Annotated in this window: 30 protein-coding genes and 2 pseudogenes; 1 reads left to right on the top strand and 31 read right to left on the bottom strand. The window is 51.6% G+C overall.

Annotated features, from left to right (window positions below):
* Positions 1-5: 5 nt before the first annotated feature.
* From LKD46_RS03720 to LKD46_RS03615, 22 genes and pseudogenes are all read right to left on the bottom strand, one after another.
* A complete protein-coding gene (locus LKD46_RS03720; RefSeq protein ID WP_227573820.1) occupies positions 6-596 on the bottom strand; it encodes a defense against restriction DarA-related protein in 591 nt (196 codons plus the stop codon).
* A 132-nt stretch (positions 597-728) separates the two neighbouring features.
* Positions 729-1,130, bottom strand: a complete 402-nt coding sequence (locus tag LKD46_RS03715) for a cysteine-rich VLP domain-containing protein (RefSeq protein WP_227573819.1) — start codon at positions 1,128-1,130, stop codon at positions 729-731.
* Complete coding sequence (locus tag LKD46_RS03710; protein WP_227573818.1) at positions 1,131-1,322, bottom strand: hypothetical protein; 192 nt, start codon at positions 1,320-1,322, stop codon at positions 1,131-1,133.
* Positions 1,323-1,324: 2 nt separating this feature from the next.
* Positions 1,325-1,972, bottom strand: a complete 648-nt coding sequence (locus LKD46_RS03705; protein WP_118280946.1) for a DUF4366 domain-containing protein — start codon at positions 1,970-1,972, stop codon at positions 1,325-1,327.
* Positions 1,959-2,225 carry a DUF4315 family protein gene (locus tag LKD46_RS03700; protein WP_005927622.1) on the bottom strand — a complete coding sequence of 89 codons (267 nt, stop codon included), beginning with the start codon at positions 2,223-2,225 and terminating at the stop codon, positions 1,959-1,961. The genes LKD46_RS03705 and LKD46_RS03700 overlap by 14 nt, the downstream gene beginning before the upstream one ends.
* Before the next feature lie 22 nt (positions 2,226-2,247).
* Complete coding sequence (locus tag LKD46_RS03695) at positions 2,248-3,915, bottom strand: C40 family peptidase (RefSeq protein ID WP_005927625.1); 1,668 nt, start codon at positions 3,913-3,915, stop codon at positions 2,248-2,250.
* 279 nt (positions 3,916-4,194) lie between these two features.
* Entirely contained in the window at positions 4,195-6,624 is a 2,430-nt protein-coding gene (locus tag LKD46_RS03690; protein ID WP_408611426.1) for a VirB4-like conjugal transfer ATPase, CD1110 family, read from the bottom strand.
* Positions 6,542-6,928 (bottom strand): PrgI family protein, encoded by a 387-nt coding sequence (locus tag LKD46_RS03685; RefSeq protein WP_195656529.1) that lies wholly within the window; start codon positions 6,926-6,928, stop codon positions 6,542-6,544. The genes LKD46_RS03690 and LKD46_RS03685 overlap by 83 nt, the downstream gene beginning before the upstream one ends.
* 44 nt (positions 6,929-6,972) lie before the next feature.
* Positions 6,973-7,626: a DUF7007 domain-containing protein gene (locus LKD46_RS03680; RefSeq protein WP_227573817.1), complete on the bottom strand. Its 654-nt coding sequence runs from the start codon at positions 7,624-7,626 to the stop codon at positions 6,973-6,975.
* A 9-nt stretch (positions 7,627-7,635) separates the two neighbouring features.
* The gene (locus LKD46_RS03675; protein WP_015567066.1) at positions 7,636-8,277 is read right to left on the bottom strand and encodes a septation protein SpoVG family protein; all 642 of its coding nucleotides are present in this window, start codon (positions 8,275-8,277) and stop codon (positions 7,636-7,638) included.
* A gap of 42 nt (positions 8,278-8,319) precedes the next feature.
* Positions 8,320-9,186, bottom strand: a complete 867-nt coding sequence (locus LKD46_RS03670; RefSeq protein ID WP_005927637.1) for a VirB6/TrbL-like conjugal transfer protein, CD1112 family — start codon at positions 9,184-9,186, stop codon at positions 8,320-8,322.
* 41 nt (positions 9,187-9,227) lie between these two features.
* Positions 9,228-9,311 (bottom strand): annotated as a pseudogene (locus tag LKD46_RS03665) (Maff2 family mobile element protein); the annotation flags it as partial.
* A 91-nt stretch (positions 9,312-9,402) separates the two neighbouring features.
* Complete coding sequence (locus LKD46_RS03660) at positions 9,403-11,073, bottom strand: recombinase family protein (RefSeq protein ID WP_227573816.1); 1,671 nt, start codon at positions 11,071-11,073, stop codon at positions 9,403-9,405.
* On the bottom strand, positions 11,074-11,271 hold the full coding sequence (locus LKD46_RS03655; protein WP_054328110.1) for a hypothetical protein: 198 nt from the start codon (positions 11,269-11,271) through the stop codon (positions 11,074-11,076).
* Between the two features lie 241 nt (positions 11,272-11,512).
* Positions 11,513-12,850: a virulence-associated E family protein gene (locus LKD46_RS03650; protein ID WP_151165356.1), complete on the bottom strand. Its 1,338-nt coding sequence runs from the start codon at positions 12,848-12,850 to the stop codon at positions 11,513-11,515.
* On the bottom strand, positions 12,819-13,463 hold the full coding sequence (locus tag LKD46_RS03645) for a CHC2 zinc finger domain-containing protein (RefSeq protein WP_227573815.1): 645 nt from the start codon (positions 13,461-13,463) through the stop codon (positions 12,819-12,821). Before LKD46_RS03645 ends, LKD46_RS03650 begins: the two co-directional genes overlap by 32 nt.
* A gap of 65 nt (positions 13,464-13,528) precedes the next feature.
* Positions 13,529-15,109: a MobQ family relaxase gene (mobQ, locus tag LKD46_RS03640; protein ID WP_227573814.1), complete on the bottom strand. Its 1,581-nt coding sequence runs from the start codon at positions 15,107-15,109 to the stop codon at positions 13,529-13,531.
* Between the two features lie 186 nt (positions 15,110-15,295).
* A complete protein-coding gene (locus LKD46_RS03635; protein ID WP_109258347.1) occupies positions 15,296-15,814 on the bottom strand; it encodes a signal peptidase II in 519 nt (172 codons plus the stop codon).
* A 31-nt stretch (positions 15,815-15,845) separates the two neighbouring features.
* Positions 15,846-16,166: a TfoX/Sxy family protein gene (locus LKD46_RS03630; RefSeq protein ID WP_109258346.1), complete on the bottom strand. Its 321-nt coding sequence runs from the start codon at positions 16,164-16,166 to the stop codon at positions 15,846-15,848.
* A gap of 294 nt (positions 16,167-16,460) precedes the next feature.
* Complete coding sequence (locus tag LKD46_RS03625) at positions 16,461-16,757, bottom strand: DUF3847 domain-containing protein (protein ID WP_009296086.1); 297 nt, start codon at positions 16,755-16,757, stop codon at positions 16,461-16,463.
* A complete protein-coding gene (locus tag LKD46_RS03620; protein WP_054328106.1) occupies positions 16,750-17,091 on the bottom strand; it encodes a replication initiator protein A in 342 nt (113 codons plus the stop codon). The genes LKD46_RS03625 and LKD46_RS03620 overlap by 8 nt, the downstream gene beginning before the upstream one ends.
* On the bottom strand, positions 17,088-17,276 hold the full coding sequence (locus tag LKD46_RS03615) for a hypothetical protein (RefSeq protein WP_054328105.1): 189 nt from the start codon (positions 17,274-17,276) through the stop codon (positions 17,088-17,090). The genes LKD46_RS03620 and LKD46_RS03615 overlap by 4 nt, the downstream gene beginning before the upstream one ends.
* A gap of 483 nt (positions 17,277-17,759) precedes the next feature.
* Here LKD46_RS03615 and LKD46_RS03610 point away from each other — a divergent pair, with 483 nt between their 5' ends.
* On the top strand, positions 17,760-18,566 hold the full coding sequence (locus tag LKD46_RS03610; protein ID WP_006873172.1) for a helix-turn-helix domain-containing protein: 807 nt from the start codon (positions 17,760-17,762) through the stop codon (positions 18,564-18,566).
* Between the two features lie 61 nt (positions 18,567-18,627).
* Here LKD46_RS03610 and LKD46_RS03605 read toward each other — a convergent pair whose 3' ends face one another.
* The 9 genes and pseudogenes from LKD46_RS03605 to LKD46_RS03570 all read right to left on the bottom strand — a co-directional run bounded on the left by LKD46_RS03605 (position 18,628) and on the right by LKD46_RS03570 (position 24,192).
* Entirely contained in the window at positions 18,628-19,590 is a 963-nt protein-coding gene (locus LKD46_RS03605; protein ID WP_014078537.1) for a DUF3658 domain-containing protein, read from the bottom strand.
* A gap of 16 nt (positions 19,591-19,606) precedes the next feature.
* Positions 19,607-19,996: a TnpV protein gene (locus LKD46_RS03600; RefSeq protein WP_009296082.1), complete on the bottom strand. Its 390-nt coding sequence runs from the start codon at positions 19,994-19,996 to the stop codon at positions 19,607-19,609.
* Positions 19,956-20,228 (bottom strand): helix-turn-helix domain-containing protein, encoded by a 273-nt coding sequence (locus LKD46_RS03595; RefSeq protein ID WP_002593556.1) that lies wholly within the window; start codon positions 20,226-20,228, stop codon positions 19,956-19,958. Before LKD46_RS03595 ends, LKD46_RS03600 begins: the two co-directional genes overlap by 41 nt.
* Positions 20,229-20,388: 160 nt before the next feature.
* Positions 20,389-20,487 (bottom strand): annotated as a pseudogene (locus LKD46_RS16895) (Maff2 family mobile element protein); the annotation flags it as partial.
* Between the two features lie 21 nt (positions 20,488-20,508).
* A complete protein-coding gene (locus LKD46_RS03590) occupies positions 20,509-22,119 on the bottom strand; it encodes a recombinase family protein (protein ID WP_002605633.1) in 1,611 nt (536 codons plus the stop codon).
* A gap of 100 nt (positions 22,120-22,219) precedes the next feature.
* Positions 22,220-22,402, bottom strand: a complete 183-nt coding sequence (locus LKD46_RS03585) for a transposon-encoded TnpW family protein (RefSeq protein WP_002605634.1) — start codon at positions 22,400-22,402, stop codon at positions 22,220-22,222.
* Positions 22,399-23,256, bottom strand: coding sequence for an ATP-binding protein (locus LKD46_RS03580; protein WP_002605635.1), 858 nt, complete (start codon positions 23,254-23,256; stop codon positions 22,399-22,401). The genes LKD46_RS03585 and LKD46_RS03580 overlap by 4 nt, the downstream gene beginning before the upstream one ends.
* The gene (locus LKD46_RS03575; protein ID WP_002605636.1) at positions 23,253-24,011 is read right to left on the bottom strand and encodes a phage replisome organizer N-terminal domain-containing protein; all 759 of its coding nucleotides are present in this window, start codon (positions 24,009-24,011) and stop codon (positions 23,253-23,255) included. Before LKD46_RS03575 ends, LKD46_RS03580 begins: the two co-directional genes overlap by 4 nt.
* Positions 24,001-24,192, bottom strand: coding sequence for a hypothetical protein (locus LKD46_RS03570; protein ID WP_006058351.1), 192 nt, complete (start codon positions 24,190-24,192; stop codon positions 24,001-24,003). Before LKD46_RS03570 ends, LKD46_RS03575 begins: the two co-directional genes overlap by 11 nt.
* Positions 24,193-24,328: the final 136 nt, after the last annotated feature.

Here is a 24,328-nt window from a genome sequence, read left to right as displayed (position 1 = left end):
CTCCTTTATCGTTCCTCATGGTTTTTATGGCTCCGCTTCTGGCCGGGCTCCTTTTGGGGTTCCTGCCCTCTGGTTCCTTCTTTGAGCCGGGCGGTAATGGATGGGCGCACCCGGTCAGGATTGCCCGGTGCTGGTTTCAGTTCATAATCCTCCATCTGCTTTTCGGTCAGCGACTTTGCGTAGGTCAGTTCGCCCCATGCCATCAGCCTGCCGTCTGCCACCGGACGCCGCCTGTCGTCATCATAGTTGACGATGGAAAGGGGCTGGTTATCCGGCGGCTTCGGGTAAGTTCCTATGTCCACGGGCCGCTGGGTGGAATAATAGCGGTAAACGCCCTCCGGTCCCAGCTCGGTATGCTTGACCGCCGCATGGTAAAGCTGCTGATAGTCGTCCACCCGGCGGTCAAAGTCCCTCTGCGCCCACGCCTGACTGGTTCCATAGCGGCCCCAGTAGTAATCCCGATGGCCGTTTTCCCCCTCGGTAAACTGCCAGGTCACAAAAGGGCTCGGCGCTCCCGGATTATGCCCCAGCGCAAAGCCGTGTCCGGTTTCAAAGGTGGCAGCTTTCAAAATCACATATCCTTGTACTGTCTCCAAGAGATCCCTCCTTTCTGTGCCTCGGGCCAACATGACCCGAAGTGCTGGATGTTACGAAATAAGAGGGCAGACCGGGGAGGAATGTAATAAGATATTCCCACCCCGGAAACACCCTCCAAAAAGCCCGGAATGTCAAGCCTTTGGAGGCGGCAAATCGTAACAGCCGCCCGGCCTTTTCTCCCGCATTTTCCTCATGCGTTCCCGGCTTTTCCGTCGGTTCCCTTCGGTCTTGCAGGCGTCGGAGCAGTAGGCTTGACGCCCCTCGGGCAAAAATGCCTTTCCGCAGACTGCACAGGCCCGAAGCTCCGGGGAGATGCCTTCCGTTGTCAGCGCCGCTTGAAGCTCCGGGTCAAGGGGCAGGACAGCCTCACGGAAGTAACGGCAGTACGCCCCTGTCCAGCATTTGTGCAGCATATAGCAGGCACAGTCCAGCGGCAGGCACAGGCCCGTTTCCCGGTCATAGTTGGCGCACATTCCCGTGACAAGGGAACGGATTTTCTTCTTCTCGTCACGGGTCAGCTCCCGGGAGTCCATTCAGGACTTCGGGCCACGATGGCCCGAAGGGCAGGGCTCCACGATCAGCGCCCGGAACTTCTTCCGGCACTGTTTTTTCTTTCCTTTGCACTCCGTGTAGTAACGGCATCCCTTACAAGGGTTGTCATTGTCCCAGCCGGGGTGCGGTACTTCCTTCATCATTCGTTCAAAAGGGCTGCTTGTAAAATTCATTCTCATTCCTCCGTATCTTCCTCCCACGGCGGGGTATCTTCGTCCTCGGGTTCCTCTGCGATCTCCTCCAGCTCCCCGTCCTCATATTCGCAGTAATCATCTTCCAAATCCGGGGCTTCATGCTTCGGCTTGTAAATCTTGAAATAGTAACCAATCCCACCGCCGGCCAGCACCACCGCACCGATCAGGAGCAGAGAGAGAAGGGGGCTGTCCTTTTTCTCCGGCTCGGGTTCCGGTACTTCCTCCACCGGTTCGGTGGGCTTTGGCTCTGGCTCCGGGGTCACTTCTTTGGGCGGTTCCTTACCTTGTTCGGCAAGAGGCAGAAGGTCGTCTGTGGTAACGGTATTGAGGAAATAGACGTTCTCGCTGGTTTTCTGTTTGTCGATCACCAGATAAAACACGCTCTCGTCTGCTGTGGTAATGGTGTAAAACTCTTTACCGTCCTCGTCGGTGGCGTTGTCCACCACGGTTCCCGTCCCGTCCGGGGTAAAGGGGTTCTGTGTTTCCGGCTCCGCTTCGGTTTCCGCCGGGGCGGGAGCTGTCTCCGGCTGCGGCTCGCTGCTCTGGGCGTAGGCCGGGACCGTAAAGATCAGGCAACACAAAAGGCTGGCAGCCATCGCCGCCAGCCTGCGGTATTTAATTTTCTTCATGGGCTGTGTCCTCCTTTTCGGGTGCCTCCGGCTTCGGGTCAGTATGGCCCGAAGCGGTAAGGCTGTTTTTGGGGTCATTCAGAAAAGCCATAAGCTGGGCGGGCGTCAGTTTGAGGGAGCGCACCGCCTGCACGATCTGGCTGTTTTCTTCCTCCTGTTTCTGCTTTTCCAGCTCCCGGATTTTGGCCTGCCACTCGGCAGCCTTCTCCCGGGCTTTTTCCAGTTCCTTATCGAGCTTGTCGATCTTGTTCATGCAAGGACTCCTTTCCTCTGGCTCACAAACGCCCGAAGGCATAGAAATGTGTCTGCCAGTAGCTTGAATTGATGTTTGCGTATTGGATGGGCGAACCACAATGGAGCATCATCCCGTCGCCCACATAAATCCCCACATGGGACACAGGGCCGGGGCTGTCATAGGTTCCCGTGAAAAAGATAATGTCGCCGGGCTTTGCCTCGGAGGGGGAAATGATAGCGCACTGGTTATAAATGCCCTGCGCCGTGGTACGGGGCAGGTTGTGGACGCCGCTGGCCGTGTACACCCAGCAGACAAAGCCCGAACAGTCAAAAGAGGTGGACGGGCTGGAGCCGCCCCACACATAGGGCCAGCCGATGTACTTTGTGGCTTCTTCCATGAGCGCCGCAAAAGCCGGGTCATCCAGCGCCTCGCCGGGTATCTCATAGCTGGGGCCGGTATCTTCGCCACCGTTGTAAATCCCTTCCCACAGATAGGGTTTGTTGCCTTTGAGCTGCTGCATAACGGTGTAGATTTCCCGCTGCTGTTCGTTAAGCCTCGGCAGGATCACGGCGGGCAGCGTCTTGTTTGTGAGGGTCACATTGAGAATGTAATACTCATAGGGGACTTCCTCGGTGGTGGTTTCCCCGGTCTCCGGGTCGGTGCTGGTTTCGGTGCGGTAGCGTATCTCGACTTCCTCCGTCAAGGTCAGCTCATACTGTGCCTCGAAGATCTCCCGCAGTTCGTCCTGCACCTGTTCCCGGAAATACACATGGTACTTTGCCGAGAGATAGGATGCCAGCTCATAGGGGTTATGGCCGATCTCGTCCACGGAATAGCGGTACTCGTCATAGCCGGGATGGGTGCTTTCGATGTTCGCTACCGTCTGCGCCAGCTCGTTTTCCAGTGCCGTGTAGTCCTCGTCCACGCCCAGCAGGTCCGTATCCTCCGAGGCGTAGGAGGTGCCGGATAACGCATTGGCAAGGCCGCTGCCAAGCGTGGGAAAGATGGAGCTTACCGCCGACACAAGAAAACAGAGCAGCAACAGCAGGAGCAGGACCAGCACCGCCACGGGATGACGGGTCACAAACTGCGCCGCCCGACGGGTCGCAGTTCCCGAAGCGGCAGCGGTTTTCTTTGCGGCCTTTGCGCCCTGTTTTGCAGCCGCCTTTGCTTCTTTGGAATACCGGCGTTTCAGTTTCCATTTCTGCTGCACACGGGAAAGCGGATTGCTGGCAAGCTCCGGGTGCTCGGAGGCCATCTTTTGAAAATCCACATTGGCCCGGGCTTTTATGTCCTTCCGTTCCCACTTTGCCACCTTCCGGGCCGGGTGTTCCCGGTATCTCCGTTTGGCATACCGGGTCAGTTTCCGGGCTCCGGCCTCGGCCACAAGTTCCGACTTATGGGCTCCTTCCACACCCACATTTTCATGCTCAACTTCGTGGATTTTGTTGTGGAGATAAAACCATGCTTCGGTGCGGGCTCCCCGGACAGCTTTCTTCGCAAGCCCCGGCGGCTTCTTCGCTGCCCGTTTTGCCTCGGTCTTGTCCAGTTTCTCCCGGGCCTTTCCCAGCTTTTCCCCGGCGTGTTCCGCTTTTGCCTGTGCTTTCTGGTACTTGTCCTTTTTGCTCCCGGCCTTCTCGGCGGAGCCCTCCGGCTCCTGTGCCTTGCCGGTATCCTGCGGCCCGTCCGCTTCATCTTCCTGCCTCATGCGGTCAGAGGGACGGCTTTTCCGTCTGTCCTCTTGAAACTTGCCGCTTTTGGACTTCGGGCCATCATGGCCCGAAGGACTGTCCTGCCCGGTATCCTCGTCCTTAAACCGCAGGCGTCGGGATGGTGCGGGGGAAGGCCCTTCCCGTTCAGCCGGTCCGGGGCGATTGCTCCCGGTATCCTCCGTCGGCCCCGGCCTTTGAAAATTCCGTTTATCCGGTTTCTTTCCGATGATGTATCCCTCCTTTCCAAACCTCGGGCCATCATGGCCCGAAGTGTGTTATGCCCAGTTCATTTCCTGTTTTTTGTCCTCCGGGCGGGTGGTCATAATGGCGTACAGCTCTGTGTTCTGCGGGAAGCGGTCAACAAACGGGATGGTGGTGTTCCCGAAGAACAGCAGCCCTTCGCCGGAATTGGTATGGGTCACATAGGAAAGCTGGTGGGGGCTGATCCCAAGCTGTTTGGCTAAAATCTGCCGGTCCCCCTGTGCCTGCGAGAGCAGCACAAGGAAGTCCGAGTTTTCAAAGATGTTCTCAATCTCCGGGCTGGCAAGGAAATCCTTCACGTTCTGCGTTAAGGCGCTGGGTACGCAGCCCTTCTTACGGAGCATTTTCCAGATCGCCACACAGTAGCTTGCCGTCAGTCGGTCACGGAGCAGCACATGAAATTCGTCGAAGTAGCACCATGTAGCGATACCGCGCAGGAAATTCATGGACACCTGCGAGTTTACCAAGTCCTGCATAATGAGCATGGCAATCGTCCGAAGTCCGGCCCCCAGCTTTTTTAAGTCAAGGCATACCAGACGGCGGTTCAGATCCACATTGGTTTCATGGTTGAACACGTTAAGGGAACCCGACACATAGATTTCAAGGGCAGTTGCCAGCCGTACCGCCTCGCCCTCCGGCTGGCAACAGAGCAGGTCATACAGGGTTTGGAGGGTCGGCATTTTGCTTGTTTCCGGGTCCTGCAAATGTTCCCGGTACATCTGGCGCACACAGCGGTCAATGACGGTCCGCTCCACCGGCTGCAAGCCGTCCTTGCCGCCAACGATCAGCTCCATCAGCGACAGGATAAAGTCGGCTTTCAGCGCCATCGGGTTTTCCTCGTCAAAGCTCAAATCAATGTCCATCGGATTGATGTGGTGGGGGCTGTCCGGGGCGATCTCGATGACCTGTCCGCCCAGCCGCTTGATAAGGGGCGAGTATTCGCCCATCGGGTCCACCACAATGATCCGGTCACGGGTGGCAAGGAACACGTTCACAAGCTCCCGCTTTGCGGCAAAGGATTTGCCGGAACCCGGCACACCGAGGAACAGGCCGTTGGGGTTTTTGAGCTTCTTCCGGTTTGCCATGATGACGTTATGGGAAAGTGCGTTGAGCCCGTAATAGACGGCTTCGCCATCCATGCGGAGCTCCTGCGTCATAAAGGGAACGAAAATGGCCGTGGAGCTGGTCGTCATGCCACGCTTGATCTCAATGCCGTTATGGCCCAGCGGAAGGCTGGAAAGAAAACCATCCTCCTGCTGGAAGTCCAGCCGCTTCAAGGTGCAGTTGTATTTCTGGACGATACCCGACACCGTGAACAGGTCATTGTCCAGCTCCCGGCGGGTCGGGGCCATGTTTACCACAAGGAAGGTCAGCAGGAACATTCTTTCATTCCGGCTCTGTAAATCTTCCAGAAGGGTCTTTGCGTCGTTGCTGTACGTTACAAGGTCGGGCGGAAGTATGTCCATGTCGTACCCTGACCGGGCTGCCTTCTTTTGTTCCTCCACCTTCATCTTGTCAATGTCGGAGACTTTGGCCTTGATAGATTTCACGGCGGCGGCCTGATCGACGGTTTGGATATGGAGAGTGATGGTCATTTCCGCGTCCATTTCCAAAAGCTCCGCCAGCAGCTTGTCCGAGAGCTCCGAGGCCAAAATCTGCAAGTAGGAGGCAGCGCCCCAAGTCGTCCCCACCCGGAACAGACGGCTGAAACGAAAATCGAAGCTGTCCGGGGCGATAAAGTCTTTGGTGGAAAGCCCGGTTTTGGGGATCATATCCCATGAAAACCGGAAGGGGGAGCCGCTGCCGGGGTGGAGCTGCCCGTGAAGAAGCTCCAGCCGTTCCAGCCCCGAAAGGGAGCGGCACTTGACGCCCAGCTTTTTGAAGTTCCCGCAAATGTCCGCCTCTACACGTTCCAGCCTTGCCCTGGCGGTGGAAAGGTCGTCCACGTTCACGCCGAAGGTCAGGAGCTTTGTGCGAACAATGCCGTTGTTGCTTTTGGCGATCTGGTTTTCCAGCATTTCCACATACTCACACCGGACGCTGTTGTAATCGTCATCCTGCATGGGGATGTTCACGCTGTACCGGCTGCCCGGGCGGCTCCGGTGGTTGAGGAAGGAAAGCTGGAACGGAAGGCTGCTGTCAAAGTAGTTGAGGCAGGCGCTCCACCCGTCAAAGATGGCCGCCTGATCTTCGGACTGTGCGAGCTGATAGTTGATGTCCTCGTATTCAATGGTTTTGGTGTAATAGCGGTCCGCTACCCGGCACACCCCGTCCCGGTACATTTCCCGGTAAGGGAGGGTCTGCTGGGCGGTGGTGGGAATGTTCTTTCCTTTCGTGAACAGGCCGGTAAGGCCATGTTTTTCAGGCTTTCTGCCTGCGGGCTTTCCGGCCCTTCTGTTGTTTTGCAATCGGCTGCGCCTCCTTTCTGGCGCCAAGCAGCGCATAGAAGTTTTCGGTTTTGTAAGGCCGCACCCGGGGATAGAGGAACCGGGTGCGGATGATGTTTTTCAGCACCTTTTCCAGCGGCAGGCCGTCCCGCTCATACATAGCCAGAAAGAAGAACGGGAGCATGAGGCCAATCATCAGGAACATGGCGGCACTGTTCCCGATACTGCCACGGGAAAACAGGTAAGCCGGGAGGCCCACCGCCGCCGCACCGGAAAAACAAACAAGCTGGCGCTTCGTCAGATTGAAGGCCAGCTTTGTCTTGATTTTGGAAAGGTCTTTTGGTACTGGCACATAGGCCATTTAAGTACACCTCCTTAATTGCTTCGGGCCAGCATGACCCGAGGTTATCTTGCGGCCTCTTTGGCCGGGGCTGTGCTGCGGGCAGCTTCGGCGGCCTCTCGTCCGCTCTGCCTTGCCCGCCAGTATTCGGGATTATGCTGCCGGATGGACTGATTGAGTTTTTCTTCAAACTGTCCTTTGTCCTTAATGCGGTCAGGGATTTTCCACAGCTTTTTGTCCAGCAGCTCCCGGAGCACTACGCTTTCCTGTGCGTCCTCCTCATAGCAGATATAGCCCTTGTCCTTGAAGCCGCATTTTTTGGCCGCTGGGGAGAGAACGGCGGCTACCTCGTTTGCCACCATCGTTCCGCCGTGGCTGGCGGTAGATACCAAAAACACCCCCGGACAGAGGGTTTCACAATTCTGCACCTCGCCCCACGGGGAGCTTTTCGGCGCATGGAACATTCCGCCCGTCCGGCTCCGGTCCGCCTGCATGAGCGCCGCCTTTTCCAAGATGGCTTTCAGTTCTGGGGAAAAATAGGCATATTCCCGAAGAACACGGGCAGCCTCCCCGTCGCAGGCGTTCATCAACAGGGTATAGGCGTCGCTGTCCGCTTTGGTACAGCGGCCCAGCAGTTTTCCGTCGTAATAGCAGGCCGCGTCATAGCCCGTCCGTTTGCGTGGCATGGTTCCCGCCTCCTTTCTGCTTCGTGCCAGCATGGCCCGAGGTCAACGCTCTGCACTGCGGCTGGGCTTTTCCTTCGGAGGCCGCTCTGCCTTTGCCTGTTCGGCAGCCGCTTTTCCGGCTTTGAGCTGGTCGCTGATGGACGCACGCCCCACAGAGCCGCGCTCCGCCATCTGTTCCAGCTTTGCCTCATAGGCTTGCAGAACAGCGGTATTGAGCTGTTCCCGGAACTCCTTTGTGACAGGGTAGGCCATATCCCGATAGCCGCCTTTGCCGTCCGGCTGGCTGGGCATCCCAAGAAAGAGGCCCTTGCTGCCCTGTACGATTTTCAGATTTTCCACCACAAAACAGTCATTGAATTTCACGCTGGCAAAGCCCATGAGATTTTTCACAGGTTCGATGACCCGCACGCTTACATCCAGCTTCAACGGTGCGGCCGGGGTGGTGTTTGCAACCTTTTCCTGCATGGTTTCCTCCTTTCCGGCGGGAACAAGGTTCCCGTCCTTGTAGTCATAGCCTTCCGCCCGGAGTGCCGCCAGCGTGTCCGCCGATACGCACCCGGACAGTTTCAGATCGGTTTCCACCATAAAGCGCATGGTGTCTGCTTTAGAAAATTCTTCGGGGAGCTTTCCATAGAAAGCCGGGTGCGGCTGTCCGTCCGCACCCTGTTTGTAACGCCGAGGCATACCGCCTCCTTTCCGCTTCGGGTCAGCATGGCCCGAAGTCTCTTAATGGCAGCCGAAGATGGATTTTGCAAGACTGCCTGTTTTGAATAAGGTAAAACACAGCAGCACCGTATATCCCACGCAGCCCCAGATCGCCCCGATGGGGTCGCCGTCGGTGGCGATACTCTGGATCAGCACCGCATAGATGGCGACACAGACTAAGATCAATAGACCTTGAAAGCCCACCGCAAAGAGGGAGCGGAAATAGTTCTGCCCCATGTGTCCGGTTTCCCTGTTGGGGACTGTGGCAAACGGGATAGGCGCTAAACTTGTGAGTAAATAAATTTCAATCATACGGCCATATACGATGACGAAAATCACGATGTTTAAGGCAATCATGGTAAGCTGGATCAGGAAGGACTGGAGCCAGAGTCCGAACAGAGGGCCTAACTCCATCGCCTCAAGCTCTGTCCGCAGACTGTCCAGCACATCCGGCGTGATCTCTGTCCCGTTCTGGATAATGCCCGCTGACTGCTGGATCACATGCTGGCTCACATCAAAGACCGCCAGCACGATATTGAAGGTATTCGTCAGGATCATCACAGCCACAAAGGTTTTGAACACCCACTTAAAAAACATCCATGTGTCAACTTCATGGAGGTTGTTGCGTTCTATGAGCATCTGTATCAGTTCATAGGTCATAACAAAAGTGAGGATGACCCCGGCGATTGGCAGAATGGCAGTTTCGGAGATCTGTCGTATCATGGAAAAGACCCCGGCGTTCCAGTCCGCCGGGGTCGTGCCTACCTGTGTGGCGATCTCGCCAACGCTCTGATTGACGTTATCGAAAAGGCCATCCAGATTTCCCATGATACCATCGACGAGCAGACCTTTCAGCCATTCAACGATTGCGTCGATGATAAAGTCCATACATCAGCTCCTTTTCTGGAAAAAGGGACAACGGGTGACACTTAGCTGAACAGGCCGGACAGCAGAGGGATAAGCTGAAGGCCGATCAGAACGACACCGCCGCCCGCCATGAGCTGTTTTATCCCCAATTAGGTGTAAAACTCTGCTCGATGGCGGGCGGCGGCGTACAAAAAATCTATATGGTATTTTTTAAGAGAACCGTCCCGGCGGGACAGGTCAGGCAGTGACCTGTTCCACCTCCGGGATGGGTTTGAGATTAAAATGAATTTCGATAGAAATGTGTCTTGTTTTATCTTCGTCAATGCGCTCATGCACGACGATTTCTTTGATTAAGCGGTTGAGGGTGGCTGCGTCCAGCTCTGTGATATTGGCGTATTCCTGAATGGCTTCCACCCATTGTTTTGCGTCATTGGCAAGCTGGACTTCATCGGACAGCCGCTTCCTGCCCTCGGACACTTTTGCTTTAAGCTCCGCTTGCTCGGTCTGTGTCTTTTCCAGCATGGTGTTGAAATTCTGTTCACTGATACGCCCTGCAATCATATCCTCATAAAGCCGCATTACCATTTTGTCCAGAACCTCAATCCGTTCCTCGTCCCTTGTGAGGGAGCGTTCCATTGCTTCCCGCTGTTCCCGCTGCTCGGTTTCACAGGTATTGGTCAGGCGGTCGGCAACCGCTTCCCCGTCCATCAGGGCAGCTCTGGCACATTCCCTGATTTTCCGCAGCACATGGCTGCAAAGGGTGTCATAGTCAATCCGGTGCTGGGTGCAGTGGTTCTTTCCAAAGGCATTGTAGGTCTTGCAGGAATAAATCTGCTGGGGATGTTTTGCGTTTGTGTAGCGTATCGTCAGTGACTTCCCACACTCGCCGCATTTTATCAATCCGGCAAACAGGCTGATTTCATTGGTCTGCCCCGGACGCTGGCGAGATTTCAGCTTGTTCTGCACAATGTCAAAGCTCATGCGGTCAATCAGCGGTTCATGCTGTCCCTCCACCACAATCCAGTCCTCCGGCTTCTTTTCCCCAATCGTGCCGATTTTGAAACGGTAGTCTTTTTTCTGGGAAGCAATCGCCCCGGTGTAGACGGGATTCATCAAAAGGTCTTTGATAACGGAGAAGTCCCACATATACCGCCCGTTTTCCGGGTCTTTCTTTTCCCATTTGGTGCGGGTATTGCGAAGCCCCCGTTCCCGGTTCCACCATGTGGGGCAGGGGATTTTTTCTTCCTCCAGCCGTCTGCGGATATAGTTCGGACCATGACCGTTCAGGGCATATCCGAAAATCAGCCGCACAATCGGGGCGGTTTCCTCGTCAATGAGCAGATGGTTTTTGTCCTCTGGGTCTTTCCGATATCCAAACGGGGCAAGACACCCGGTAAACTGTCCTTTCTGCGCTTTCAGAAGATAAGAGGAATGGACTTTCTTGGAAATATCCTTGCTGTACATCTCGTTCAGGATATTCTTGAACGGGGCAATATCGTTGTTATCCCGCAGGGTGTCGATACCGTCATTCATGGCGATATAGCGGACACCGTTTCTTGGGAAAAAGTCCTCAATCAAATGCCCGGTTTGCAGATAGTTACGCCCCAGTCGGCTGAGGTCTTTCGTGATGACAAGGTTGATCTGCCTGCGCTCAATGGCTCTCAACATTCTCTGTAAATCAGGACGCTCCATGTTAAGACCTGTGAAGCCATCATCCTGATAGACTGCCACAACCTCCCATCCCTGCTTTTCGCAGTATTTTTCCAGCATATCACGCTGGTTTGCGATACTGGCACTTTCGCCTTGCAGGTCATCGTCCTTTGACAGCCTGCAATAGACCGCTGCACGATACCCTCCGGCAAGTGCCGAACCGATTGTTCTGTATTCCATTTCGTTCATCATAGCCATTTACCCACACAATCCAGACGGTATCTGGCTCTTTTGAACCTCATCTTCATTATACTTCATATCTTTCTTTTTAGCAAGATATTCTTTCGTATTTGTTTTGCCGTATTTCTGGGAAATCAGGCTGACGAACACATCGGTTGCGTCCAGTTCCCCGTCAAACACAGTAGTCACATGAATCTCTGTTTTGTTTTTTGCCATAGGCAGTTATCCTCCATACATGAAAATAGCCAGACAGAGGGTGTCGGCAACGAAGTCCGGCAACGGGCTTCAAAAGACCTTGCAAACAATCTCAATCTGGCGATGGTTACTATTTATACTTTTCTTTTATTTTTCTGTTGTTTTGGTTGTCATAGGGGAGAAAAGCCCGGAAATAAGGGGTTTTCCCCGGCAACCGGCTCGGCAACGGGATAGCAACAGGGGGTGCAACGGGCGGTCATTTTCAGAATGGAAGCTCCATCTGTTCTGTGACCTCCACAAAACCATCCATCGTTTTTTCAGACGGGTTGCATAAGTCCGTTGCCGGGTTTTCACGCTCCCAGCCCTTTTGTCTGCCATATTCGGAAAACATTCTTGGGTTCGGGAAGTACCGCCAGCCGGTAATGCACTGGTTCATAATCTCGTTGATTTCCCGGATTTCCCATTGCTTCGGCTCGTCAAAGGTATGGTTCAAGGCTTCCTTGTAAAGCTGCTTGGAACAGACCATGCTCCCGGTGTACTTATCAAGATACGCCTGTATCATTCCGGCTTTGGTGTCCTCCGGCATAAAATCCCGCTGGTGTTCTTTGAGATACCGTTGCATGGTGGGGCTGAAAGCCAGCTTGAACCTGCCGCTTCGGTAAATCTCCATAGCTTCTGCCCACATCTGCTCGATATAGGCTCTGGAAGCAGCTTCGTCCTCCAAAATGTGAACCTCGGCTTGCTCCGGGTACACCATGACCGGGATAAAGCGGCGGTTGCCGGAACGGTCAAGAGGCAGGAAGTCAAGGGCATTGGAAGTGCCGCCAAACACGCACTGACGGGGGCGGTCTGCCGGGTGGGTTTCATAAGGTATCTTGTAGACCTCTTTCTGTCGGCTTAAAAATGACTTGATTTCCTCAATGCTCTTGGCGTTGGCGGTTGCCATCATTTCCGACATTTCGATAATCCAGTGACCTTGCAGCTTGCGGTACACATTGTCATCGTCCAGCTTCCGCAAATCATCGGAGAACCACTCGTCCCGGACTGCCAGCAGACGGAAGAAGGTGGACTTGCCAGCCCCCTGACCGCCTACCAGACAGAGCATGATTTCAAACTTACACCCCGGCTGAAAGGCTCGTGAGATTGCACCCAGCAGGAACAGCTTCAACGCTTCATAGGTGTAATCGTCTGCGTCAGCCCCCAGAAAGTGCCGCAGGCAGAAACGGATTCGCTCTGTCCCGTCCCACACAAGGGTATTGAGATAGTCCCGGATGGGATGGTACTTGTTTTCATTCGCCACAATCCCGATGGCGTTATCAATCTTTTTCTCATTGGTAAGCCCATAGGTTTCTTCCAGATAGAGAAGCAGATACTTCATATCCGTATCGTTTAAGGCGGTGCTTTCTCTGTGGAAGCCAATGGGCTTTATGATGTCCTTGCGGTCAGTCAGGATGTTGTATGCGATAGCCCTGGAGAGCAGCGGGTCACGCTGGAATACGGTCAGGCAGTTCCGTATGCTCTGACGCACACCGCCTTTCTCGGTAGTTTCCAGCCCCGCCTTGATTTCCTCAATGCTCTGGGGCGGCTGCATGGCGTTCATGGTGTTTTTTAGTTCTTGCTGCGTCTGCGGCTGCAAGCTCTGCCATTCGCTGTTCAAGCTGTATCACATCCTTTCCGTAGTCCGTAATCAAAGCCGCTTTTTCCTCTGTTTCCCCGAACAGAAGCACATCCAGCAGATATTCCACTTGGGCTTGCTTCTGTAAGGCTTCCACAAACCGGGGATGAAAGGCTTCCTCCGGGGAGTGCGGGGCATATTCCTTTCTCCACACTCGAAGTAGGTGGAGATAATCGGCAAGAATACGGAAGCAGCGGCTCTTTGCTTCCTGAAACTGTTCCTCCTGGGATTTCTGCCGGGGCTTGGGCTTTTTCGCCTTTCCCGGCGGCTTCCAGTCCTCATAGGAAAGCCCGAAGTCCTGTGCCAGTTGTACGGCGGCTTCTTTCTTTCCCAGCCCATACAGAGCGGCGGCAAAATCAATCACATCCCCATCCGCACCGCAGCCGAAGCAGTGGTAACGCCGATCCAGCTTCATGCTTGGGGTTTTATCGTTATGGAACGGGCAACAAGCCATCCCGTTCCGGCCTACACGGATTCCATAATGCTCCGCAGCCTGTCTTGTTGTGACGGACTGCTTCACAGCTTCAAATACATTCAAATCTATCCCTCCTTGAAAAAAAGAAAAGCACCTGACATTCTCAATCTGAAAATGGCAAGTGCCTGTTAAAGTTCCATATCCTGTTGTTTGTGTTTTGTCTGCACCGGGGCAGTTCTTTGTGCTTTTTTCTCGTCCGCCTTATCCTGCAAGACTTCTTTGAGGGGCTGCTTCTTGGGCGGCTCTTTGCTTTCTTCTGTGCCGGGGGTGGCTTTCCGTACCCAGTAGCGGATGTCCCGCAGCTTCTTCAAATCCTCCTGTACCTCGGTCAACGGTATTTTCAGGGCTGCAATTTCTTCCAGAAGCGTTTCCTGCTCCTCTTGCAGTTCCTTTTGGGTGCTGTCCTTATCGTCCGGGTGCTTGGCAAGGTAGGCGGTGGCTTTCGCATACCGGGCAACCTCCGGGTGTTCCTGTTTGAATTTTTCCTTTGTTTTCTTAAAAAATATCTTCTGGTACTTCTCATAGACAGCCTTACATTCTTTGCAGTCTGTCCGGCTGGCAAGAATCCCGTCAATCACTTTGCTTCGGGCTTCCTTTGGCTTCATCTGATTGCGGTAATCTGCGGCTGATTTCCCGGAGGATTCCAGAAATGCTTCTAAGTCCTCCACAGTGGAAAGCCCCTTTTGCCGGAGATAGGACAGGGCTTCGCTGACTGCCTTTAAGTCCTGTGAAGTCCCCCGGTTCTGTCCAGCCCTTGTCCAGTCCTTCCGTTCTTCTTTTCGTATCGCCATATACTTCATCAGCAGATTGGGAAGAAGTGTTGCTTCCTCCGCCGCCTTTTGTGCAAGCAGCTCTTTCCGTTTTTCGCCCAGCTCGGTAATCCAGCCTTTGAGGTTTTGGATAAGCTGCCGGATGGACTTCATCAGATTGTTGGCAGCTCTGATTTCCCGGTTCAGGTTTCCGATATTCGTCTGGATACCCCGCTTTTCCATCTGCCGGACAGCAGCTCCCTCATGGACAGTAGGGACTATATCAAGCCCCTGTCTGGCATAGGAACGCAAGTCCACACGCTCCGGGCGGTCATTGGCTTCCAGATAGCGGTTCTGGATGACCTCCCATTCATGCCGCCAGATTTCACAATACTTCTGGTCGTTCCAGTCAACCGTATCCTCCTTGTGGCTTTTCCATCTTCCGGACGGAAGTTTGATCCGTTCCCCATTCTCGTCAAGGTCATAAACCTTGCGGCTCTTGGGAAGCCATTTCCCATGTTCGTCCATTGCCCTCATAGTGAGCAGGACATGGGCGTGGGGATTGTGTCCCGGCGGATGGGGGTCATGGATTGCAAAATCAGCAATCATGCCTTTGGAAACAAACTGCTGCTCACAAAACTCCCGTACAAGGACAGCGTACTGGTCAGGCGGTATCTCTCTGGGGATGGTAAGCACCCACCGCCTTGCAAGCTGGGAGTTCCATTGTTTCTCCACCGCTTCGGCGGCGTTCCATAGGGTATTGCGGTCTGCATATTTCTGTGTGGCATTTGCCGGAAGAAGGATTTCATTGTGGACGATACCACGCTTTTCCGGGTAGTGCTTCACTTCCTGGTCGTATTCACAGAACAGCTTTTCGCCGCTCTGGTAGGCAGCGGCGGCAACCGCAGACTGCTGTTGGCTTCGCTGTACAATCGTGATTTCGTTGTGTGGACATGGCATTTTGTGTCCCTCCTTTCTATGCTTGGTGGATGGGGTGGAGTTTTACCACCTCATTTTTGGCAGAAAAAAAGCAGGAGATCTTTTTTAGATTTCCTGCTCGGTGTGCCGCTTTGTAGGTGGCGGGTATTTAGTTGTGAAAGTTCGGGACAAGTTGACCCGATGTATAAGAAATAATAAACCAGAAGTTTACAAGCTAAATTTGTTACAACAAAAATGTAAATACTCTTTAACCGATATTTCTTTGCTATTCAAAATTCCAATAACAACAAATATAACTTCTGCAACTGTAAGATAGCAGTCTTTCAAATCAAAAATAAAAAGGGTAGGTATCTGCAAAAAATCTAAACTTCCACCCCAAAACACCTTATCAATCAAGCTACATAAACATCCCGATATGCCACAAATCATTATCATTTTTACCCAAAAACTTGTATGTGCTCTTTTTGCCTGATATAGCATATATCCTGATAAAAAGAGGAACAAAACAAACACATTCAATAAAATGGTAACAAACGGACTTGATAATAATTCGAAGAAATTGCCAGCATAAGATAAACGAGTATTTAGTTCTGGATTAAATCTTAAAACTTTGGCTATTATATCAAATTCGTATTTCATAAATACTTTTGAAATTACTATTTTAACCATCTGGTCAATTAGAACCAATAATGCCACAGGTATAATAAACGGCTTAAACTTTTCCATCAGTAATACTTCCTCTCAAATTATTATTTTATTATTTCTTCTTTTTCGATTTAGGGGTAGGCAATTCTTCATACATAGCATTAAACAATCCTGTCAAAAACTCTTTATTATCAACTTCATCTACCAACAACATTTCTTTTGCTCCCTCGTAAGGTAACTCATACGAAACCGTTGGCATATAACTTATTGCTGATTTTACTGGTTTGACAAGTAATCTATCATCATAGATACCGCCTACAATCTTACCACAATAATAAATGACAAATTCGCCCATCATAGCTCGATAGGTAATTTCATTCAAGTCAGATAACTGACCTAAAATAAATTCTAAATATTCTTTGCTGGATGCCATAACTTTACCTCAATTTCTAAATTTATTACTGACTTCATTATACTTTATTGCTTATCGAAAAGATAGCATATTTTATGAAACTTGTCGGCTGGGAACAGCTTGCAACGCAAGGTGTCCCCAGATGGCAAGTCCACAAAAGGGTAGCTGGCGGCAGCCAGCGCAGGGGAAGCGTAGCGTCCCCTGTTTGATTTGGAGCAGACCATGACTGCGGAAAATCACAGCCCTCCGGCGAGGAGCCTTCGGAGAACGCAATGCACCAACCTCTGGGTGGTGTATAATTGCGCCCTTAGTAAACTAAGGGGTTTCCGGCTTCTCCCGTTCCAGCATTTTTTTCAATAGTTCCTGCGTGTCCTGCCTGTGAAAAATGAGTTTCAACAACAGCATGACATCATCATCTGTTAGGCGTTCCGGCTCTTGCAGAAAACTTTCCAGCATACCGCCACGAGTGCAGAGCCGGTGCGTCCGTTCCTTTCGGGTAAGCTGCTTTAACTGGTGCTGCAATGCCTTTTCATCATTGATGGCTTTCCGCAGTTTCTTTTCGCTTTTCTCCAGCTCCCGGTTGAGCTTTTCCAGCTTCGAGGTATCAGGCAAGGGCAGCGTCCTCCTTTCCCGGTATCAGCACATAAATCCTATTCGGTTCTCCCACGCCCTGACGCACCCGCATGATAAGTCCGGCGTTTTCCAGTTCATTCAGAGAACGCTTGACCGTCATGGGACTGCGGGACAGGACTGCGGCAATGGCTGTGACAGGGAAGCAGACAAACAGGATTCCGTTCTCGTCCTCCTGCTCTTTGGATAGCATAGCGTCCAGCATCCGGCAGTACATGACCTTTGCGGTGCTGCTGACTGGAAATCCTGTCAACGCTCTGGGAAATGGCATACAGGGCGGCAATGGTGTGTCTATCGTCATAAATTCAAAATTCATTCGGTGTGTTCCTCCTTTTTCTTTGATCGTTTGGATAAATAACGGGGGCAGTCAATCACAACCGCCCGGAAGCTCTGCTTGCACCCATGCTGGCATTTCCGGCATAATTCGTTGTAAGTGACACGCCCCCGGTCATTGAGGTAAAAGGAAAGCTCATGCTTCCTCTTTTTGCTCATTCTCGGCATATTGTATTTCCTCCCGTTTTAGTGTATGGTTTCGGGGCGATTTTCGGCAAAATTACGGTCATAGAGCCGATTAAAATCTCCCGAAGTATCAGCGATAGGGTAGACTATCCCCCTATCAGATTGTCGTGTTTCGGTATCATTTCGGTGTCAGTTCGCCAGTTCTCCCCGGTGTCGTTCCTCCCCTGAATCTCACAGCGGCGTATCGCTCCCTTTGGTACGCTCGTTTCGGTCAGGGTTCCTCCACATCCCTGCCAAAAGTCATGGCGCTACATCGCCGGGGAAGCATATCCCACACAGGCTGGTCATTCGATTGGAATAATCCATCGATGAACTACCTGTATCATAGAACATTTTTGTGCCCTGTGCCGTATGTCCACAAAGTAGGAATTAGGGGTAAAAATCAGAAATTTCCACGATTGCGGAAAGTGTGATATAATCCAGATAAGCGGCAGCAATGAAACCATTGGAAAGGAGCGTGCGCCCATGAAAGGAGCAACAAGCATACAGGAACGCCTTTGGGAACTCCGCAAGGACAAAGGCTTAAATCTGGAAGAACTATCAAAGCTGACAGGCATTTCCAAATCAGCTCTTGGAAGTTATGAAAAAGAGGATTTTAAGGAAATCAATCATGGCAACCTTATCACGCTGGCAGACTTCTATGGGGTCTCTGTTGATTATCTACTGTGCCGGATAGAGAACAGGGAGCAGATCAACACACCATTGACGGAGTTGCATTTGAATGATGAGATGGTGGCACTGCTGAAAAGCGGTCGGATTAACAACCGTCTGCTCTGTGAGCTTGCTACACATAAAGATTTTATCAAGTTTCTTGCAGATATTGAGATTTATGTGGACGGGATTGCTACCATGCAGATTCAAAACCTCAATGCACTTGTCGATACCGTCCGGCATGAAATCATTGAACGGTATCGCCCAGGCGAAGATGACCCGCATTTGAAAGTGCTGCAAGCCGCCCATATCAGTGATGATGAGTATTTCAGTCACATGGTTCTGGATGACCTCAACCTGATTATCCGGGATATTCGGGAAGCCCACAAAAAGGACAGTGAGAGTGCGCCCCAGACCACCGTTGCCGATGAATTGAAAGAAAATCTCGAAGCAGTCGAAAATTTCAAGGGCAGCCGGGATGAAAAGCTGGTTGTCCTTTACTGCAAGCAGCTCGGTATCAACTATAAAAATCTGTCAGACGAAGAATTTCGCTGGCTGATTCGGATTCTCAAAAAATCAAAGAAAATGGGAACGCCTATCAGCCAGAGGAAAAAACGGTAAAAAAAACCGCTGTTGCATGGTTGGGGTGCCTTCCATGTAGCAGCGGTTCTTGCTGTGGTTATTATTTCATTCGTTTTCTTAATATCCGGCGATAATTTGTTTCTCCCTTTGGTGCGTCCTGTATAATTTCCAACACACCATCTTCAAGCATTTTATCAATGCGATTAGAAATCCATACATCACTAATTCCAAGTTGATATTTTCCTAAAACATTACCTATAACAATAGCCATTTTGAATTGCTCTGGCTGTTCCGCAATTTCACGAAGAATGAAACTATCATATATATCTTCTGAAACACTTTGCAATTTACCATTTAGCATTGCACGCAAAGGTGCATTTTCATTTTGAAGTTGATTCCATTTCATAGCACAAGCTGAAAGAAATACAGGCTTAGCTTTTTCTTGTAGAGTTATATATTTTCCCCATTCGCCAGGAGAAACCTCACCCCATGCTATTTTGGATGTCATAGTATTTTCTTTTCCATATTCCCAGGCAGGTAACTTAACCAAATAAATTGTTGTCTGACAGTTTAATGGTCGAAGTTGTTTCATAAGCCAGTACATACCGCAAAGTTCATCCGGATTATAGCTATACCAAATACGAACTTCTTCCCCAGCTACATATCGTTCAATAACCGAAGACAATGTAGTTTTAATTTTCTGTATTTTTTCTTCAACCTGATAGTCTAAATCCTCTACAAACCAGACAGACAGCATTTTCTTGAGAACATTTTTCCGCTGTTCGCCAATTCCATTATCAGAAATATCTCCCACACTAAGAGCCATATCAAAACAATAAACATCACTGCTCTTGCCTCCCAATGGAATAGCATTCTCCCAAGCAATATGTTCTTGTTCCTGTGCTTGAATTTGTGCTTCTTTCATTTCATCTGAAGATGGAACACTCCCATCTTCGTGCCTCATAAAGACCGAAACTGCACTTCCTCTATACTTTCCCTTACCGTAAGTTTGGGCAATTTTCAAACTTCCACAGGCACTTTCACCAAATACAATTTCAATCATCTTATATACCTCCGATTTAATTACTCCCGTATGAATAAATTATATCATGCAAAACAATTTCTTCTGCCCGGTTGTGAATGTTATTACAACGCTGCACCCATTCCATTTGTTGAGTTCGCTTCAATTCCTCTGTCACGCCCTCGGTGGCTTTCATCTGCTCCATGATAGTGTCTAACCGTTCCTGTGCCTGTTCGTTCAGGTCTGCAAGATATGTCCACAATTCTCCGGTCAGTATCAATGTATTCAATCTGGCTGGGTGGACTTCCCTTAAATATTCCCGGTGCATCCGTCCGTACTTTCCGATAGGGCGGTGTTCCTCCGGCAGTTTCAAGTCCGGGATGTAGTAATCTCCGACAAGGATATAATCAATTCCGTTTTCCGTTATTCTTGGTTTCAATTCTCTCATGTTCCTTACCTCCTGTGGAAGCAGGCTCGTCTGGTACTAACTCAATCACATCGGTAATCTCACAATTCAGCGTTTCGCAGATACGGGCTAATGTATCCATGCTGATGTGCTTTCCCTCTTTGCTCATGTTGGCAATCATATTTGTTGTCATACCAGCAGCAAGCCTTAAATCCTCTTTCCTCATATCACGCTCTAACAGTGTGTGCCAGAGTGGTTTATAGCTGATGTGCATATTGTTTTCCTGCCTTTCTATCCATACCACCGGGGCGGCTGCCCCGGCAGGAACTTTTCTCTTATTATAGCACCAATCTTGTGAAATCAAAATTTATTCTTGTATCCTGCCGCTGATACCGTCTGGATTGGTTTTCCTTTCTTTTTTGTTCCCTTTAATTAGCCATGAACTGCTTAATGCCCTGGCTTTTTGCTGATGTGTGATAAAGAAGTAGTAGAAGTGTAAAAAATTTTGCCGTTCCTATCCGGCGTTTGCGCATTGCGCCGGATAGGTCGGGCGGTCATTCGGGCAGGTCTACCTTGCCAACGAAAGAGTAATAAATATCAATGTCCTGTCTGCGTGTGCCGTTCTCGTCATAGCTGCACTCATGCACAACGATTTTCTCCACAAACTCACGCAAAAGGGTAGGGGTAAGTTCTTCAAAGCTGGTGTACTTGCGGACAACATTCATAAACTTTTCTGCGTTTACCGTGGCTTCCTGCGCTTTGGAAAGCTCTGCCCGGATAGCGGCGGCTCTCTCTTTCAGTTCTTTCTGCTCGGCTTCATAGTCTGCCGACAGCTCCGTGAAACGCTCGTCTGAAATGCGCCCGGTCACGCTGTCCTCATACAGCCGCTTGAAGATAGCGGATAACTCGCTGATACGCTTCTCGGCGGCTTCCAGCTCCTTTTTCCTTGCGGCGTTCCTGCGCTTGCCCCCGTCCTCGTTCTGCTCGATCAGCAGCTTCATAAACCGGGCTTCGTGCTTCGCTGCATAGCTGGTGACTTTCCGCAGATTGTCGGTCACTCCGGCGGTCAACAGGTCGGTGCGGATAAAGTGCGCCGTACAGTCACGGGTACGCTTCTTGTAGCTCCCGCAGATATAACAATCCTGCTTGCGGGTGGCGTTCTGGTAACGCTGCTGGTAAAGGACGCTGCCGCAGTCGGCACAAAAGAGTATGCCGGAGAATAAGCCCACTTCATCATAGCGGTTCGGGCGTTTGCGCTGCTTGCGTAACTCCTGCACACGCTCCCACATCTGGGTGTCAATGATAGGCTCATGGTGGTTCTCGAAAATCGCCTGTTTCTCAATGGGGTTCTCTACGCTGTGCTTGGTCTTGTAGGACGGCTTCTCCGTCTTGAAGTTTACCAGACAGCCCGTGTACTCCCTGTTTTCAAGGATATGTACCACGGTATTGGTCGCCCACTTGCACTCATAGCCGGGGTGGTAGCGGCGGGTGCTTCCCGTCCGACGGTATTCCAGCGTTCCCGGCGTGGGGATCTCCTGCTCTGTGAGCATACGGGCTATCTTGGTCGGCCCGTTCCCGGCAAGGCACAAGCTGTAAATCTGCCGCACAACAGGGGCGGCTTCCCCGTCAATGATAAAATTTTCGTCCTCGTCCATAAAGTAGCCGTATACGGGTTTGCTCGTGACGGGCTTCCCGCTCATACCCTTAGACCGTTTTACTGCTTTGATTTTCTTGCTCGTATCTCTCACCAGCCATTCGTTAAAAATGTTCCGCAGAGGGGCAAAATCATTGTCGCCCTGTGCGCTGTCCACTCCGTCATTGATAGCGATAAAGCGGACGCCTTTCTGTGGGAAAATCATTTCCGTATACATTCCCACTTGCAGATAGTTTCGCCCTAACCGTGACATATCCTTGACGATAACGGTGCCGACTTTTCCGGCTTCAATGTCCGCAAGCATGGCTTGAAAACCGGGTCTTTGGAAGTTCGCCCCAGAATAACCGTCATCTGTGTACCATTGCAGATTGGAAAAGCCGTTCTGCTTCGCATAGGTTTCAAGAATACGCTTCTGGTTTGAAATAGAATTGCTCTCACCTTGCAGCTCGTCCTCGTGGGATAATCTCGGATAAAGGGCGGTAATAAGGTTTCGGGTGGTCTGTCTTAACATAGTGTCCTCCATTTCCGACAGCCAGCCCCACTATTCCGTATGACTATCATACCACACGCCGGGGCTGGCTGTACAGTCCTTTCTGCTTCTTTACGTCCCGTCAAATTGCCGATTTTTGTGTAGCAGCTTCCGCTTCCAGCACTTTCAGCATTTTATCGGCGGCGGTGGCGGTGGTGTCCTGCTTGAAATAGCCGGAAACGACAAGGACAGAATTACCTATGCGGATTTCCGTCACGCAATCCGGGCGGCGGGTGCTGCGGTCATTCTTTGGGGTGTTGGTCATAGGCGGCTCTCCTTTCTGTTCATCAGCTTTTTCAGTTGTCCCATTTTCTCCTGCGCCGTGGCTTTTCGGAAGTTGCTCCCGGTAAAGCGGACAGGAGAACACATTTCAATCAGACGGTCATAAATGCGGGCGTGGGCGGTGTCCTCCGGGTGCTGCAAGTCCTCCAGCGTGAGATTAGTCGTGACGATCAGCGGCCTGCCGCTGCGGTAACGGCTGTCAATCACGTTGTAGACCTGCTCTAAGCCGTATTCCGTTCCCCGTTCCATTCCAAAATCGTCAAGGATAAGCAGCGGGAAGCTGCAAAGTCGGGAGATATATTCATTCCTGCCCTCAAAGCTGGCGGCAAGGTCACCCAATATCAATGCAAAGTTTGTCATGCACACGGGGATTTCACGCTCCATAAGGGCATTTGCGATACAGCCCGCAAAATAGCTCTTGCCTGTGCCAACGCCGCCCCATAGCAGATAGCCAATGTTGCGCTCTTTCATGGTTTCCCAGTTCTCCACATAGAAATGGGCGTGTTCCATTTGCGGGCACTTGCCGTTGTCGTTCTCAAACGTCCAGCCCTGCATAGCCGGGTCTGTAAAGCCCCGCCGCTTCAACCGCTCGACAGTTTCAAGGTGACTGCGCTGTTTCTCTGCGGCTTCCCGTTCCTCACGCTCTGCCCGCTGGCAGTCACATTCTGCCGGGTGGCGGTCACGCCCCAGCCATGCGGCGGTTTCTTTGGGGAAATAGCCCTCTTTGGGCTTGTGGCACTTCCCGCAGTATAAAAGCCCGTCCTCGCCGGTGTAGTCCTCCGGCTCCGGCGTGGTGTCGGTCATATTCAAAATCATTTCATCAAATCCATTCGTCATAAGCTCTCGCCCTCCTTACAGGTATAATCGGGTATGCCCTTTTTCGGGGCTTTCTTGGCTGCGTCCTCCTGCGCCCACTTGAAAATCGTGGCTGCATGGCTCTTGTATTTCCTCCCGCTGGAAGCGATATGGCAGGATAGGCGGTCAATGTAATACTCCCACTTGCCGGGAAGCTCTGTTTTCAGCCCGTCAAGCTCCGTATCGGAAAGAATGACATTGTGGTATCTGCCATAGGCGGCGGGGGCGGGGTGTCCCGTTTCTAACTCTCTCTCTTTTTCTATTTCTATATCTATCTCTTTCTCTATCTCTATCTCTGGTGGACAAATGTCCGCTCGATATGGTGGACATTTGTCCGCCCCTGTCTGCGGCAGGGCTTTTTGTTCCTGCAAAGCCAGCCGCGCCCTGCGCTTGCGCTCCCCCTCGGTAGAGGACTGGCCGATTAAAAGCTCAATGTTGCTCATGTAGAGTGCGCCGCTTGGCAAAGGCTCCACAAGCCCCAGCTTCATAAAGATTTTCAAAGCTCTCTCTACGGTACCTACCTGCTGGCGGGTAATGGTCGCAATCATCTGGGCGGTGTAGGGGATATTCTCGTCAAGCTGCAATTTCCCGCCGTTTTTCAGCGATTTCAAGTACAGCTTCAAGAGAATGTTGGAATAGATAACGCCGTCCTGCATACTTTCCAGCAGAACGATTGCATCATCGTCAAAATAGCTCTCTTTCAGCTTGAGGTAGTAATATTTGCGGTTATCTGCCATAGGCTGCGTCCTCCTTTTTCCAGCGTTTGGAATAATAGCGAGGGCATAGTATGATAACCGCCCGGAAGCTCTGTTTGCAGTCACGGGTGCAGCCCCGGCATAGGTCGTTGTAAGTGATACGGTTGCGGTGGTTGAGGAAGAAAGACCATTCCAGCCGCCGCTTCTTGCTCATTCTCGGCAATGGTAAGCTCCTTTCTGCCGTTCCTATCGGTGTAGCGGGATAGGGGGCATTTTCTGTATGTTCTCGGTATCATTTTCGGGCTTTTTCTGCCCTGTAAGCCCCGTTTGGAAGTCGGGGAGTATTGCGGTAAGGGTTC

This window comes from Blautia fusiformis (assembly GCF_020686995.1).
GTDB lineage: Bacteria > Bacillota > Clostridia > Lachnospirales > Lachnospiraceae > Blautia_A > Blautia_A fusiformis.
The sequence above is the reverse complement of the archived record's forward strand: the minus strand, read 5'-3'. Positions and strand labels throughout refer to the sequence as shown.

Excerpts from the sequence above, each read along its gene's own strand:
- LKD46_RS03595 (WP_002593556.1), bottom strand. The coding sequence starts at position 20,228 with ATGCACATCAGCTATAAACCACTCTGGCACACACTGTTAGAGCGTGAT.
- LKD46_RS03685 (WP_195656529.1), bottom strand. The coding sequence starts at position 6,928 with ATGGCCTATGTGCCAGTACCAAAAGACCTTTCCAAAATCAAGACAAAG.
- LKD46_RS03635 (WP_109258347.1), bottom strand. The coding sequence starts at position 15,814 with ATGGAAAAGTTTAAGCCGTTTATTATACCTGTGGCATTATTGGTTCTA.
- LKD46_RS03675 (WP_015567066.1), bottom strand. The coding sequence starts at position 8,277 with ATGCCTCGGCGTTACAAACAGGGTGCGGACGGACAGCCGCACCCGGCT.
- LKD46_RS03630 (WP_109258346.1), bottom strand. The coding sequence starts at position 16,166 with ATGGCATCCAGCAAAGAATATTTAGAATTTATTTTAGGTCAGTTATCT.
- LKD46_RS03690 (WP_408611426.1), bottom strand. The coding sequence starts at position 6,624 with ATGCGCTGCTTGGCGCCAGAAAGGAGGCGCAGCCGATTGCAAAACAAC.
- LKD46_RS03695 (WP_005927625.1), bottom strand. The coding sequence starts at position 3,915 with ATGAGGCAGGAAGATGAAGCGGACGGGCCGCAGGATACCGGCAAGGCA.
- LKD46_RS03610 (WP_006873172.1), top strand. The coding sequence starts at position 17,760 with ATGAAAGGAGCAACAAGCATACAGGAACGCCTTTGGGAACTCCGCAAG.
- LKD46_RS03650 (WP_151165356.1), bottom strand. The coding sequence starts at position 12,850 with ATGAACGCCATGCAGCCGCCCCAGAGCATTGAGGAAATCAAGGCGGGG.
- LKD46_RS03580 (WP_002605635.1), bottom strand. The coding sequence starts at position 23,256 with ATGACGAATGGATTTGATGAAATGATTTTGAATATGACCGACACCACG.
- LKD46_RS03655 (WP_054328110.1), bottom strand. The coding sequence starts at position 11,271 with ATGGCAAAAAACAAAACAGAGATTCATGTGACTACTGTGTTTGACGGG.
- LKD46_RS03615 (WP_054328105.1), bottom strand. The coding sequence starts at position 17,276 with ATGCCGAGAATGAGCAAAAAGAGGAAGCATGAGCTTTCCTTTTACCTC.
- LKD46_RS03575 (WP_002605636.1), bottom strand. The coding sequence starts at position 24,011 with ATGGCAGATAACCGCAAATATTACTACCTCAAGCTGAAAGAGAGCTAT.
- LKD46_RS03710 (WP_227573818.1), bottom strand. The coding sequence starts at position 1,322 with ATGAATTTTACAAGCAGCCCTTTTGAACGAATGATGAAGGAAGTACCG.
- LKD46_RS03605 (WP_014078537.1), bottom strand. The coding sequence starts at position 19,590 with ATGATTGAAATTGTATTTGGTGAAAGTGCCTGTGGAAGTTTGAAAATT.
- LKD46_RS03620 (WP_054328106.1), bottom strand. The coding sequence starts at position 17,091 with ATGAATTTTGAATTTATGACGATAGACACACCATTGCCGCCCTGTATG.
- LKD46_RS03705 (WP_118280946.1), bottom strand. The coding sequence starts at position 1,972 with ATGAAGAAAATTAAATACCGCAGGCTGGCGGCGATGGCTGCCAGCCTT.
- LKD46_RS03585 (WP_002605634.1), bottom strand. The coding sequence starts at position 22,402 with ATGACCAACACCCCAAAGAATGACCGCAGCACCCGCCGCCCGGATTGC.
- LKD46_RS03700 (WP_005927622.1), bottom strand. The coding sequence starts at position 2,225 with ATGAACAAGATCGACAAGCTCGATAAGGAACTGGAAAAAGCCCGGGAG.
- mobQ (WP_227573814.1), bottom strand. The coding sequence starts at position 15,109 with ATGCCATGTCCACACAACGAAATCACGATTGTACAGCGAAGCCAACAG.
- LKD46_RS03680 (WP_227573817.1), bottom strand. The coding sequence starts at position 7,626 with ATGCTGGCACGAAGCAGAAAGGAGGCGGGAACCATGCCACGCAAACGG.
- LKD46_RS03715 (WP_227573819.1), bottom strand. The coding sequence starts at position 1,130 with ATGGACTCCCGGGAGCTGACCCGTGACGAGAAGAAGAAAATCCGTTCC.
- LKD46_RS03660 (WP_227573816.1), bottom strand. The coding sequence starts at position 11,073 with ATGGCTATGATGAACGAAATGGAATACAGAACAATCGGTTCGGCACTT.
- LKD46_RS03590 (WP_002605633.1), bottom strand. The coding sequence starts at position 22,119 with ATGTTAAGACAGACCACCCGAAACCTTATTACCGCCCTTTATCCGAGA.
- LKD46_RS03600 (WP_009296082.1), bottom strand. The coding sequence starts at position 19,996 with ATGAGAGAATTGAAACCAAGAATAACGGAAAACGGAATTGATTATATC.
- LKD46_RS03670 (WP_005927637.1), bottom strand. The coding sequence starts at position 9,186 with ATGGACTTTATCATCGACGCAATCGTTGAATGGCTGAAAGGTCTGCTC.